General features: G+C 66.0%; 9 protein-coding genes. 1 reads left to right on the top strand and 8 read right to left on the bottom strand.

Features of this window, described 5'->3' with window-relative positions; translation table 11 throughout:
* Positions 1 to 338: 338 nt before the first annotated feature.
* Both ACIGJO_RS35545 and ACIGJO_RS35540 read right to left on the bottom strand, forming a co-directional pair.
* Positions 339 to 683 carry a hypothetical protein gene (locus ACIGJO_RS35545; RefSeq protein WP_399965551.1) on the bottom strand — a complete coding sequence of 115 codons (345 nt, stop codon included), beginning with the start codon at positions 681 to 683 and terminating at the stop codon, positions 339 to 341.
* Between the two features lie 84 nt (positions 684 to 767).
* Positions 768 to 4043, bottom strand: coding sequence for a hypothetical protein (locus ACIGJO_RS35540; protein WP_399965549.1), 3276 nt, complete (start codon positions 4041 to 4043; stop codon positions 768 to 770).
* 671 nt (positions 4044 to 4714) lie between these two features.
* Between ACIGJO_RS35540 and ACIGJO_RS35535 the strand changes: the two genes are divergently transcribed.
* A complete protein-coding gene (locus ACIGJO_RS35535) occupies positions 4715 to 5434 on the top strand; it encodes an IS6 family transposase (RefSeq protein ID WP_399965547.1) in 720 nt (239 codons plus the stop codon).
* 1004 nt (positions 5435 to 6438) lie between these two features.
* On the opposite strand, the gene ACIGJO_RS35530 is transcribed toward ACIGJO_RS35535, so the two are convergent.
* The 6 genes from ACIGJO_RS35530 to ACIGJO_RS35505 all read right to left on the bottom strand — a co-directional run bounded on the left by ACIGJO_RS35530 (position 6439) and on the right by ACIGJO_RS35505 (position 12941).
* The gene (locus tag ACIGJO_RS35530; protein ID WP_399965545.1) at positions 6439 to 7335 is read right to left on the bottom strand and encodes a hypothetical protein; all 897 of its coding nucleotides are present in this window, start codon (positions 7333 to 7335) and stop codon (positions 6439 to 6441) included.
* Between the two features lie 168 nt (positions 7336 to 7503).
* Positions 7504 to 8505, bottom strand: a complete 1002-nt coding sequence (locus ACIGJO_RS35525) for a TniB family NTP-binding protein (RefSeq protein ID WP_399965543.1) — start codon at positions 8503 to 8505, stop codon at positions 7504 to 7506.
* Positions 8499 to 10664: a transposase gene (locus ACIGJO_RS35520; protein ID WP_399965541.1), complete on the bottom strand. Its 2166-nt coding sequence runs from the start codon at positions 10662 to 10664 to the stop codon at positions 8499 to 8501. Before ACIGJO_RS35520 ends, ACIGJO_RS35525 begins: the two co-directional genes overlap by 7 nt.
* Entirely contained in the window at positions 10661 to 11371 is a 711-nt protein-coding gene (locus tag ACIGJO_RS35515; RefSeq protein WP_399965539.1) for a TnsA-like heteromeric transposase endonuclease subunit, read from the bottom strand. The genes ACIGJO_RS35520 and ACIGJO_RS35515 overlap by 4 nt, the downstream gene beginning before the upstream one ends.
* Positions 11372 to 11591: 220 nt before the next feature.
* A complete protein-coding gene (locus ACIGJO_RS35510) occupies positions 11592 to 12338 on the bottom strand; it encodes a transposase family protein (RefSeq protein ID WP_399965537.1) in 747 nt (248 codons plus the stop codon).
* A gap of 147 nt (positions 12339 to 12485) precedes the next feature.
* Positions 12486 to 12941, bottom strand: coding sequence for an RICIN domain-containing protein (locus tag ACIGJO_RS35505; RefSeq protein ID WP_399965535.1), 456 nt, complete (start codon positions 12939 to 12941; stop codon positions 12486 to 12488).
* Between the last annotated feature and the right edge of the window lie 369 nt (positions 12942 to 13310).

Here is a 13310-nt window from a genome sequence, read left to right as displayed (position 1 = left end):
CACCGAACTCCACGACGCCTTCGTCTCCCTCGCCTGCAGCCTCATCTGCTGGAGACGCCTCAAGAAGTCCCGCTCATGATCGTGTTACGAGCTCTGATGGTCGTGAAATCGATGTCGATTTCCTTGCCGACGGAACCCCTGTATTCGATTCGTGGCGGATCAAAAGATTTTCCTTGAGTCAGGGGTTTCCTCGAAGGTCACCGCAGATGAGTTGATTCAGGAGTGCCGTCGAATGGCTTCATCTGGGACTCTCGAAGAGATCAGTGAAGGATGGTTCTCGGTGAAACCTGAGCAATCTACTGATGGTCAACTTATAGGCGATACTGACTTCGGCGTATTTAATATGCGCCAAAATCGCGGATACTTTGCAGGTACTCGCGGTCTACCAACTTTTCGCCGCCCTCTTCGCTATCCATGTCCCATGTTCGGGGAAATCTCTCTATAAGATCCTGAATGATCAAAGGGAAACTGCCCGGCTGGGGAAGGAGGGAGTCCGCCCGTTCCAATACCATCAATAGGTCATGCGGGCGAGAAGTGTAGTCGATGGATAGCCGGAACCCTCTGAGGCGCAGATCGTCGAGAAGTGTCAACGTGGCCTGCTCCGGGTTCCCATAGATGCGGAGTCCAACGTACACCAACTCACTTGGTTTGCTGATTTGGATTACTTTCTCTTCACGCTCCACTGCGACATTGAAAATCCATCCCCTTCGTGTCGCCCATTCGCTAGTTCGTGTGATTTCTTCTTTGGTGATGTTGATTGGAGATCCTTATCCGAAGGAAATTTTTTTCCTTCTTATTGCATCGATGAGTGACTTAAGTTCCTTATTCTTCCCCTCCTCTTCGTGAGCTATGTAGGCATGCTGCAGTTGCGTCAGGTGGGCAGCTGCGGCCTGCGTGGTCACGTCCGTCAACGTTAGCAGTCCCACGCTGATACCATTGTCCAGGAGTCGCGATATCTGAGCCTTTCCTGCCTGTGGATCGCCCGGTTGGTTTACGTAGGTTGTTCCTGACGGGCTCGTCCATCGATCTTTTCCGCCGTATACGGCAACTGCCCGGACGGCCAGATCGACTTTAATGGGAGGGTGAAGAGTCGAGGCTTCCTGTCGGATCTTATTTCGCACTCTAATGAGTTCTGTGGTGCAATTCGAGCATGGCGCTCGTGTGACTCTGACAACGAATGTGAACCTGGGCTCCCCTTGGTCTGGCGCCACACTTTTTTGGCTGCAGGAGGGATGGGACTCTACGTACTGCAGCCATCTGTTTTCGATGAGATTTGTAAATTTTATCTCTGCATGCCTTCCGTTCCCGCTGTTCCTGCGGCAAATTTCTCGTACATCGCTCGTATTGTATGCGAGGTGGGCTATCAGCGCAGTGTGTGTTGCGTAATCATCAGCTCCACGTTGACTGCTGGTCAGAGCCAAGTCTTCAGCAGTGAAGGTTGCTGATGGCTTAAAGCTGCCAATCGGTTGCCAGGGACTCGCCCTCACCCAGATTCGGAATCGTCCGCCGTCCAGCATGAGTTTGAGGCCGTGGAGGCCGGCTCGGCGGAATTGATTCCTAATTCCGCGGAATCGATCCGTGGCCTGGTCCATCGGGGTTCCGTCAGGAATCCTGGAATCGACGGTGGCCTTGACCTTCTCGACGAGCTTAATGCTGCGCGATTGCGTGGACGCGTCTTGTTTGCCCTGTTGGGTTCCTGTTCTTTTGGCTTTCGCCCAGAGCGCTTTGCCCTTTTTGGCTATGAAGTCGACGATTTTGTCGATGGCACGGTTGACGGGGCGGGATACTGCGTGGAAGACGCTCTTCACCTTGTTGGCGAGGCTGCCGATGCCCAGCAGCGAAGCCAGGAAGCCGATCAGGAGCGGGACGCTGGTGGCGAGGGCGGCTTCTACCAGTTTGGGGACGCCTGCGGCGCCGCCGTTGGCTATGGCGATGACGGCGTCGAGGACGGCGTTGACGAAGTCGGCTATCTGGGCGCCCTGGGTCACGATGAACGTGACGATGTCGATGATTCCCTTGACCGCGCGGATGAAGGCGGAGGCGGGGTTGAGGAGGGAGAGGATCCAGGTGATGCCCGCGATGATGACGGTGGGGATCAGGTAGCTGGTCAGCTTTTCCAGGATGGTGGCTTTGAGGTCGCCTGCTTCTGCCTGGATTTCCTTGACCGCGCCTGCCGGGCCCTCGCGGGCGAGGTTCTTCGCTACGGGGACGGATGTTTCGACGGCGGTCATCGCTTCGTCGGGGACGCCTTTGCGGGTGACGCGGGCGCGGATGTTGTCCCAGGTCAGGCCGAGGAGTGAGCCGATGAGCTGGATGATGCCCTTGAGGTCGAACTTCTGGGGGAGTTCGAGGCCCGCTTTGACGGCTGTGCCCAGCAGCCAGGACACGACGCCGGTCTTCAGGTGCTCGGCGATGTTGGTGATGAAGAGGTTGAGCCCGGCGCCGACCGCCTTGACGAGGTTGCCGAGGAACCCAATCGGGTCCTTGAGGATCTTCATGACCGCGGAGCCGGCCTTGGCGAGGATGCCGAGCAGGAGCTTTCTCAGCTCGTTGATCGTCTTGGCGGCGCCGACGATCGCGTCCTTCGCCTTGTCGATCAGGCCCTTGTTGGCCTCCTGGAGCTTCTTGATTTCCTCGTCGATCTTGTTCAGTGCCGCGGTGTACTTCGAGGCGAGGTCCTGGACGAGCTGTTCGGACTTCTCGTTGACCGTGGCTTCCAGGTCTTCGAACTTCCCGGCGAAGTCCTTCGCCGCTTCCTGACCGAACTGCTTGAGGTCCGCAGGGAGTTTGTCGACCTCCGCCTTGAGCTCGGTGCGCCCCTTCGCGATACGGGCCTTGGCCTTGCCCAGTTCCGTGCCGATGAGGTCGGCCACGGCGGAGATCACCGTCTGCATCTGGGAGACGTAGAGCTTGCGGGCCTCCTGGTAGAGGTTGTTCGCCTCCTTCGGCAGGCCGGCGAACTTGTCCTTCACCCAACGGCCCTTGCCCATGGGGCCCGAGTAGCGCTTGTCCTTGTACTTCTTCATCCGGCGCTTGTGATCCGCCGTGAACGCGTCCCGGGCTGATTTCTCGCCCGACGTGAACGCCGTGTCGACCTTCTTGTCCAGGCCGGACAGGGTCTCCTCGACGTCCTTCTTCGTCCCGTCGTAGACCTTCTGGAGGTTCGCCGTGACCTCGGCGCGCTTCTTCTCGTCCTTGGACTTCGTGTCGCCCTTGCCGCCGTCGACCTGCTTCCCCGCCGAGGCACGGGTCGCGGTCAGGGCGGTCATGGTCTGGGCGCCGGAGGCCGCCGCGTTCTGCTTCGCCCCCGCCAGCTGCTGGTCCTCGGCTACCTGGCCCTTCGCGGGGGCCTTCGCGGAGTCCGTTTCGGCGGTCTTCTTCGCGGACAGCGCCTCGTTGAACTCCGGCTCATTGCCCTTGGCGAGCTGTTCCTCGGTGATCTCGGCGTCCGCCATCGCCTGGTCGTTGGCGGCCGGGCCCTCCGAGAAATCGGTGACCGCGGGCGGCTGCTTCGCCGGGATCGCGTCCGCCGCCGAGGGGGCGCCGGGGTTGGCCGGGGGCTGATCCGGGGTGAGGGGAGTGACCTGCTTGTCCTTGGCGGCCGACGTGTCGGGCGGGGCCTTCGTCGCCGTGTCGATGTCCTTGGCCGACGACTCCTTCCCGTCGGTGACCTTCCCATCGACCTCGTCCTTGACCTTGTCGGCCTTACCCGACTTGGAGAACTTGTCGGCCTCGTCGAGGTTCTTCGGGGCCTGCGCGTCGATCGCCTTGTTCACCGCGTCGACGAACGCCTTCTTGTCGAACTCCCCGGGCTTCGCGGCATTCATCTTCTCCGCGTTCGCCGTCTTGCCCTGGGCTTCCTTGTCGTCCGGCGGCGCGACCGCAGCGTCCTGCGACGCCTTCGACTCCACGGCCGCGGGCGCGTGAACAGCGATCCGGGACTTCTTCGCCGACACATCCGCCTTCACCGCCCGGAAACCCGGGGCCTGAGCAGGGGACGGCTTCACCGGAGCCGTGTAGCGCTGGGCCACCAGACGGGACACCGCCGCGTTCCCCGCCGCCCCTTGGAGGCGCTGGAGGCTCTGCCGACTTAACCCGCTCACCTGTGGCTGTGATGCAGGGAGCGGCGTGCGGCTGGGAGCCGAAGAGCTGTCGTGAGTAGATGCGGCAGGTGCGGCCTGATGGGGTCGGTCGCTGTCGGGAGACTTCTCCGGCACGGCCTTCACCACAAAACACCCCTCGCCCGTTCACTCGGCTGCGCGCCCCCAGAGTGCGAGTCAACGGAGAGCCCCGGTGCGAATGCCTGGGCAATAACGAGTGCAAGGAATGGCGTCCGATAGGGAAGATTGCGAGGAACTGCTCCACCATCACCCGCAACGACTGCGAGCAGGCACCGGGGTCAGCCCGCAAACAGCTGGCGGTCTGGCCTACATGGGTCGCGCCTCGGAGCAGCAGCTGCAGAACATCGCGGCCCAGGAACTTCAGGAGCGGTACTTCACCGACCGCGGCCGCTGGGCCTCCCACAGCGTCCGGGATGCCGGGCTAGGAGAACCCCCAGGTCGCGAACTAATACTTCGGCTGTAGATCGTGATCTTGATGGTTTTCGGCAGGGCTCTCTGGATCTTCAAGTGGGGGCGTGCTGTCCCGAGGGCACTGTCACGTTGGCTGACGGGTGGGATGATCTTCGGGTTGATCATGGTGGAGGGGGTTGTCCGTGGGCAGTACGCCGCCGTCGTACAAGGGGCACCGGTACCCGGTCGAGGTGATCTCCCACTGCGTGTGGCTGTACTTCCGGTTCCCGCTCAGCTTCCGCGAGGTCGAGGAGCTGATGCTCGAGCGCGGCGTCATGGTGTCCTACGAGACGGTGCGCCGGTGGTGCCTGAAGTTCGGCCAGGCCTACGCGACCAGCCTGCGGCGCCGCCGTTCTCGGCCCGGGGACAAGTGGCACCTGGACGAGGTCTTCATCAAGGTCAACGGCGAGGTGAAGTACCTGTGGCGGGCCGTCGACGTCGGCGGCAACGTGCTCGACATCCTGATCCAGAACCGCCGCGACAAGGCCGCGGCCAGGCGTTTCTTCCGCAGACTCCTCAAAGAGACCGGCACGGTGCCGCGGGTGGTCGTCACCGACAAGCTCCGCTCCTACAGCGCCGCCCACCGCGAGGTGATGCCCTCGGTCGAGCACCGCTCCCACAAAGGACTGAACAACCGGGCGGAGAACTCGCACCAGCCCACCAGGCAGCGCGAGCGCGCGATGAAGGGCTTCCGCAGCGTCGGTGGCGCCCAAAGATTCCTGGCCGCGTTCAGCGGCATCTCGCCCCACTTCCGACCCGGCCGTTACCACCGCACCGCACCCGACCACCGCCTCGAGATGACCGTCCGCTTCACGATCTGGGACCAGATCACCGGCGCCGCCGGCCTGCCCGCCACGGCCTGACCGACAGCCGACAGCCGCCTCGACCAAGCCCTGACGCACCGCCAGACGCCTATACCCCCGACAACGTGACAACGCCCGGCCGGCGCCTACCCACCGCAGCTGGTGGACGAAGGGCGCCTCCGAAAGCTCGGCCTCGGCCTCTGCCGGGAAGTCATCACGTCCCACGAGCGTGGGCAGCCTGTCGGAGGTGTAGTCGTCTCGGATGCGGCTGATGCGCTGCATCACCCGGGTAACGGAGACGCTGGTGTGTCGCTTCTGCAGCATGTCCACGGTCTGTTCGTACCACCATGCCCACAGCTGCTTCATGAAGGAGTCACCATGCCCGTCGGGGAGCGCGGCCCTGAACTTCACCCGCACCTGCGCGTCGAGGTCGTCGATGGACGGGGTGCCGTCGATGACCCGCATCCGCTGGACGAAGACGGCCCGCTGTGCGGGCTGGAGTTCCAAGAAAGCAGCCCGTGCATCCGCGGTCCCCGTGGCTGTCGACTCCTCAGCCGCGGCGGTCAGCAGCTTCAGCGCCTCGGCGGGCGCCGGAGCCGGTGCCTTGAGCGCGGCCATCGCTGTCCCTGGGCGCGCCTGTTGGGTGGTGACCAGGGTCAGTGCAGGGCCGTTCTCGTCGCCGGGGGCATGAGTGTCCATCCATGACTTGATGGTCCGCCAGACATCGTCGTCCTTGTCGCCGAGAGTGCGCACGCCGCGGATGTGATGCTTGACCTGCAGCAGATCAATGGGCCGTCCGTCCTGTTCCCATGCGACGTCGTCGTGGAGTTCCAGGCTGATTGCCCCGTCAGGCCGGTCCTCTTGCCCGCGCAGTAGTTCGAGCAGAGCGAACTGCGCCTGGAAGAGATAACCCAGGGCGGACGCCGATGCCTCATGTGCGGAGGACGCCATGCCCTCAGTCTCCCGATTCCGATGTTGATCTGTCCAGAACACCACACTAATCGAACATAGTTACGCACGTTAGATGTTGTCCCGTGCGGGCTCGAAGTGGCTGCTCTTGGGCGCTACCGGCCCCGGGATCCGTGGGATTTTGTTCTTGGGTGGGGTGGTTGGTAGCCGAGTTTGGTGAGCTCGGTGGGGCCTGGGTTGTAGGGGTTGTGTCGGTAGGGCCATCGGCTACGGGGGGCGGGGTAGCGGCCGGGTGCGTATCTGATGCGGTTGCCGAATTGGTCTGGGTACAGGGCTGGGTTTTCGAGCCAGGGCCTCCTCAGGAGGGCGGCGACGGCGGTGTGGAGGGGATGGGTGCGCCCGGGACGTTCGCGGGTGTGGAGTACGCGGGGGTGGTGGGTGAAGAACTGGGCGAGGGCGATGGTCTCGGGGTAGGTGATCGCTTCTCGGGCGAGGGCGTACCAGAGGCGGGCGCGCTTGTTGTCGCCGACGCGGCGGGCGCGTGCGGGCCAGATGCGTTCGTCGGCTGGTGCGTTGCGTCGCCAGGTCTCGGTGAGGTTCATGGCCAGTGTGAGGGCATGGTCGGCCGCTTCGCCCCAGCGTCGGAGGAGGCGGATGTGGATGTGGTGGGCGGCGAGGATCTCGGGGGTCTGCGCGAGGTCGGCGTGCTCGATGGGCAGCCGGGTGCCGGCGAGGGTGTGGCGGCCGAGCATCCAGATGCTGTGACGTTGGCAGATGAGGTGGGTGTCCGGCAGGTACTGGGGGACGGGGTGGGTCTGGCCGGTGCGGGCGTGGGTGCAGTGGGGGCAGCCCGTGACGGCGTACGCGGAGGCGAGCCGGAGTCGGGTTCGGGCGGACTGGGGGTCGGGCCTGTCGCGGTAGCGGTTCCATTGAGGGAGCGCGTGGGCGAGGTGCTCGTCCGGGATGCCTGCGAACGCGGCGATCAGCCTGCGGCTGGGGGCGTTGAGGTACAGCGCTCGATGCTGGTGTAGGGGCCGTAGGGCTTGGTGCATTCGGGATGGAGGAGCGGCCCGGGGATGCCGAGGCCACGGAGTAGCTCTGCGGTGTCCATGTGATGACGGCGGGCCAGACGTTGAAGGTAGGAGACCGTGGTTTCCCACTGGATGGGGGCCAGGCGCAAGATGCTGGCACGTGGGGCCAGGTGGTGTCGGCGCGGCATGTCAGCGCCGCTTGGCGGGCGGGAGTGTGTGCTCGGCGAGCTGGTCGAGTTCGATGTCGTTGAGTAGTGCTTTGGTGATCTTCTCGGTGCCGTCGAGGAGCGCGGCGATGGCTGCTTCCCGGATGAGTGCGGACAGGCTGCCGATCCGGCCTCCGGTGCGCAGGTGGAGGTACGGCGCGTGACGGACCAGTGCACCTTCGCGGTGGGCGTTCAGACGCAGGGCTTGGTCCATGCCGCGGATCAGCCCTTCCCAAGCGTTGCGTTGCGTGGTGGTGCCGTGCGCCAGGGGCGGGTTGCGCACCATCTTGAACCGTCCGGCCAGCTGTGCGCCGCGGTTTCCTGTCAGGAGAGGGGATTCCTCGATGGCGACGCCGGCGTAGACGAAGGTCGCGGGGATGCGTTCGCTGAGGTGTTTCATCTGGTCGGAGGTTTCGGCGCCGCTGCGGGTGCGGGTGTTGAGCAGGTGGATGTCGTCGACCAGGACGAGCTGGGTCGCCAGGTCGCGCAGGGTGGCGCAGACGATGTCGGTGATGCGGGCCTGGTTCATGCGCGCGGTGATGGGTAGGTCGACGTACCGGGCCAGTTCGGAGACCAGCATCTTGGGGGTCGCGGCGGGCGGCACTGACAGGAAGACCACCGGCAGGTGGTCACCGGGTGCGCCGCGGCGTGCTCGGTCGGCGAGGTGGAAGGACCGGCCGAGCTGCTGCAGGGTGGTGGTCTTTCCCGTGGTCGGTGGCCCGGAGATGAACAGGCCTCGGCGGGCGGTGCCGTTGTGCCTGCGGTTGAGGATCATCAGCCGGCGCAGGGTGAGGGAGATCTTGGCCATGGTGGGGGTGGACAGGATCACGAACCGGGAGTGGTAGTCCAGGCGTTCTTCGGTGCTCCAGGGGCCGGTGCCGGGCAGGCAGGGTGGGGCGGTGTCGACGAACTGCGTCCACTCGCGCCAGGTGGTGGGGGAGGCGTACGGATCGTCGTGCGTCTCGTGGTCGGTGGGAGTCACCACTGCTGTGCCTCCTGGTGTGCGTCGAAGATGCTCCAGGCCGCTGCAGACGTCACGGAGTCGGCGATGTCAGGGGTGGTGCCGGAGTCCTCGTCCATGTGCGGGACCTGCCGGGCGGGACTGCCCGGCAGAGGTGCCTGCGCGTTGCGTTGCTTCGTGCGATCTGTGTGCGCTTTGCGGCGTGAATGTGCGGGCCGGCCGGTTGGGCTGGTCTCGCCGCCGGCAGCGGCATCGGCTGCCGCTCCCGGGGCTCCCGGGGTGGTTTCGCCTGGGCGGGAGCCTGCGACGTCGCTGACGCCTGTGTCCGCGGTGTATGCGCGGCGTAGGAGTTCGTCGAGGTGGCGGGCGAGTTGTTCCTCGTGTTCGGCCCGGCCTTCGCGCTGATTGACCACGCTGCGGATGTGTCGCCAGGTGGTGTCGGTGAACGGCCTGGACACCAGACCTTGATGGATCCAAGGGACAGGCTCCCAGCCGTGGGGGAGTCTGACCCAGCACTGCCACGGCTCGTAGGGGTTGTGGTGGACCTCCCACTTGCCATCCGTCGCCGTGGAGCGGTGGCGGTGCGCATTGAGTGAGGGCCCGTCGTAGGTGCGGTGTTCGAACCGGATGCCCTCGTCGCCGATCGCGCACCGCCTGGACGGCAGCAGCTCGATCCAGTCGGCTTCGGTCAGCGGGACGGGGACGTGTCCGGCGATACCGACGAGCGCGGCCCACATCTCGTTGGGCGTGAGCGCCAGGCGGGGCATGAGGGGGTGCCGCAGGCGCTCGTGGCGGCGTTCCTGCCACCCGCAGACGACCCATTCGTCGAGGAGGTCCTGTAGCTGGGGCAGCGTCCAGCACGCCTCGTCCTCCACGTTGCTGCCGCGCGTGGCGAGGCTGTTGCCGGTGTATCCGGCGACGTACTGCGCGAACAGGGTGCCGATCGCTCCGAACCCCCGCTCTACCTGTCCTTTGGCGTGCCCGGACGCGGGCGGGCACGGCTGGACGGAAATCCCCAGGTGCTCGGCGGCGGCGAGGAAGCAGCGGGAAACGAACACCTTGCCCTGGTCGATGACCACGGTCGTCGGCCGGATCACCGGTCTGGCGGCCGCGCCCTGCATGCGGGCGTCGATGGAGACGAGCCGGGTGTGGGGGATGACGGAGGCGGCCATGGACAGGTACTGGGGCCAGTGGGGTCGCATCGGCTGCGGCACGAGCGTCTGCGCGAGGAGCACGGCCGCGTCGACCGCCTTGGTTCCCTTGGGACGCAGGACGGCCGCGGTGATGCTGCGGGTGGCCACGTCCACCGCCATCGTCAGCTCCGGCCGGCGCGCCCGCCCGTCCTCGCACACGACCATCACGTCCAGCAGCGTGCTGTCCATCATCACTAGCTCACCTGGTGCCACCGCGTGCGTCGGTGTGAACACCGGCACGGGCCGAGAGGCCCTGCGCCGCTCGCCGGCTGCGGTCAGTGCCAGCCCCTGCTGCTCGGCGACGGCCCGCGCCAGGCGGTTGAACGTGGCCGCAGGGGGCACGGCCACACCCTCGGGGCCGTGGGTGTCCTGCAGCAGCCAGGCCACCTGCCGCCGCAGCCGACTCAGCGTCCCGGTAGACCGCCCTCGCTGCTCTGTCAGCGCCCCTGTGATCGCGGCGACCACCCGAGGGTCGGCCTGGCCGAACACCGACCGCTCCCGCTTCCTGCGGCCGTCGACGAGCCCCCACACCCCTTCCTCGCGATAGCGGGCCCGCATCCTGCGCACCGTGGCCACACTGACGGCCTGGCCGGCTGCGGTCAGCTCGGCGGCCTTGGCCGCCTCCCGCTCGGCGAGCGAGTGCACGGCCGGGTCGTACCCGGGCCGGGGCGGCCAGTCCTGGCGAGGGCCGACGTGCCCGGTCTCGATTTCCAGGATGTGCCGCTCCCAGGCCAGGGCCTTCTCACGGACTTCGGGCCCGAGCCCGTCCAGCGGGCCGTGGACAGGTACTCGCCGGCGTGCGGAGTGGGGTTGGTCCAGGACCTCGAAGTCCGGAGCTCCGAGGACCTGGGTGAGCAGCAGCACCCGCACGCCGGCGTCCCCCTCAGCGAGCAGCCGGCAGAGAGTCCCGTCGAGGCCGGCCAAGACATGGACCCGGTCCTCGAACCGGATCCGGTCACCGACCTTGACGACGTCCACCACCCGCTTCATCGTTCCCCTCCCCGGCGTCGTCCGGTAGGGCTGGCAGTCACGAGGGTCTCCTCGTTCAGGGGACGGTCCCAGTCCATGGTCAGCAGGCTGTGCCACAACTGGTGATAGACGGCAGGGAGCGTCGCGATCGGGTCCCCGAGCCGGAGCGCGCCCGTGCCCAGCGCGGTGGGCACGCCGAATGCCCGCCGCAGCCGGGCGGCGGAGATCCCGCCGGAACACCGGGGATGCCGGTAGCCCGACAGCCACCGTGCGTTGGCCGTGACCACCGGATCCGCAGCAACCGCGAACCGGTGCTCCCAGCCTGCTTCCCGAGCACACGCTTCAACTACCCGGGCCCGGCCTGCGAGTCGCCTGGAGGGGCCGCCGCGTCCAGGGCAATCCACAAGGTGCACCGCGCCGCCGGCCAGAGCCACGGCCAGGTCAGGGGCGTGACTGACAAGCCTTCCGTGCTCTTCCCACACGAACTCCACCGGCCGGCATGCGATGCCCACCACCTGCGGATCCCGGTCGAGCAGCATGAGCGCGTCCCGCATCGCAGCGCTCCCGTATCCGATGAGACGGCCGGTGGTCGCGGACCACCACCATCCCGGAGCCAGCAGCCGTCCGCGCCGTACGGGGAAGCCGCGTACGGCCGGGTACTCCATGGGCCGGAGCTCCCAGGCCGTGGCCCGCCACGGCAGCTGGGCCATGCCCCCGTCGGGTCCCACGAATCGCACGCTCACATGACGCGGATGCACCCCGCCCCCTCTGTCGATCCAAGGCGAGGCCGCAGGCAGACCGTGGGAGTCTTCGCTTCTTTGTCCGGGGTGGTTCTTGGTTCGGTGTCCGGTCTTGGGTGCTGTGGACGGGCTGATTCGGTTTGTTTCATGGGGTGTTGAGTGTTGACGGCCCGGCGCTGGTATTGGACAAGCTGTGAAGATCAGCTGGTCACTGGGCGAGGATTGCCTGGTCAGGGAAGTGAGAGCCCTCAGACTGGCGGCGGCGCATCTCGCGCCAGGCCCGCTTGTCCCCGTCGCAGGCGTCCTCGGCCGGCTTCTTCGGAGGGGCGCTGACCTGGCTGGGGAACTCCTTGGCCAGGCCCTGGTATCCCGAGTCGACCTCGGCCTTCACCCCCGGGTGCCGGCGGAGCTGGTCCGCGATGCCCTCGGTGCGCAGGGCGGTCTGGTCGTGCATCCGGCCCGGGCGGACGACACCGGAGAACAGCGTGCGGCCCTGCTGGTCGCTGAAGGTGGTGGTCTTGATCGTGTTCTGCTTCTTCTTGCCGGACACGAAGGCCTTGCGCCCCGGCCGTCCGGCGCGTGGGCGTCGGACCTGAACCTCGGTGCCGTCGATCCGCAGGTCCACGCCTTCAAGATCGGCGTAGGCGAACGCATCTTCCAAGGTCCGCAGCCTGACGCCGGGGCGGTCGGGCACGGCGAAGCCGCGGGCAGCGAGCAGGGGCCTGACCTGGCGGATCGCGGCGGAGACCGTGGAGCGGTCCACCCGGTACAGCTCGGCCAGAGCGGCGTGAGGCAGGCCGAGCCGCAGGTGGACGAGGGTGACCAGCAGCCGGTCGACGAACTCCAGCTTCGGCTTGCGCCCGGCCCCCTCCGCCCGGCGCCGTTTGTAGCCCCGCTGCCGGTCGAGCGCCGACTCACGCCGGGCCCACCAACGCGGCGACAACTCTTCGAGCAACTCGCCGAGATGTGCGCGAGAGACCCCGGACAGGGCAGGATGGGAGCAGGCCGCACGGGCCCAGGTAAGCGTCACAACTCACCCAACCCGTGCGGCCCTTCTCACGTCACGGCCCCACCAACACCGGGGCTATTCATCCCCAGGCCGTTACTGAGGCCCACCCCAGCGTTGGTTGTTGCCGCCGTTGCAACCCAGCGCGTAGACTTTGCCGGCGCCATTGCTGTCCAGGCACTTGCCTGTAGCCACGTTCTTAAACGCCATGTTGCCGGCGCCCGACTCCGTTACCTGCCAGCGTTGGTTGTTGCCGCCGTTGCAACCCAGCATGTAGGCCTTGCCGGCGCCATTGCTGTCCAGGCACTTGCCCGTGGCCACGTTCTTCAACACTGCGCCCGCGGTGGTGAAGGACGCCGCTGTCCAGCGTTGGTTGTTGCCGCCGTTGCAACCCAGCGCGTAGACCTTGCCGGCGCCATTGCTGTCCAGGCACTTGCCCGTGGCTGAGTTCTTCAATTGCACCTGCGGGCGAGCAAAGGCAGGGGTGGATAGCGCCCCCACCAGAATGCATCCCGCGCTCATAGTGGCCAGTAGGGTGACTCGTACCTGCATGACTGAACCTCCTGCTTGAATTGGATGAGCTGAGATCTCGGTGTGCTGCTCACGGCGGGGTTGTGTTGCCCCTGCGGGAGAAAACCCGGCCCTTATACAGAACAACCACGTCCAAGGGCTCGGCAGTGATGAATCCGGTGCCGCCGTCCGAAAATGCGTGTCCATGCTCACCACTGCTGTGCCGACCGTCGCATCGAGGGCGGCGTCATAGTTTCTCGGGAACTCTATACAGCATCATCAGGGCATACACGCTGCGACCCAGGGGGTTAGGGCCCGTAAAGAATCAACACGTTGGTTTGGTCTCTGTCGTGAGGGTCGCGCCGTGTGCGGTGGCGTGGACGAGGAGTCCTGCCAGGGTGCTGAGGTGTG

It is taken from the genome of Streptomyces sp. NPDC079020 (assembly GCF_044542225.1).
GTDB lineage: Bacteria > Actinomycetota > Actinomycetes > Streptomycetales > Streptomycetaceae > Streptomyces.
This window is presented reverse-complemented; position numbering and strand designations above follow the sequence as displayed.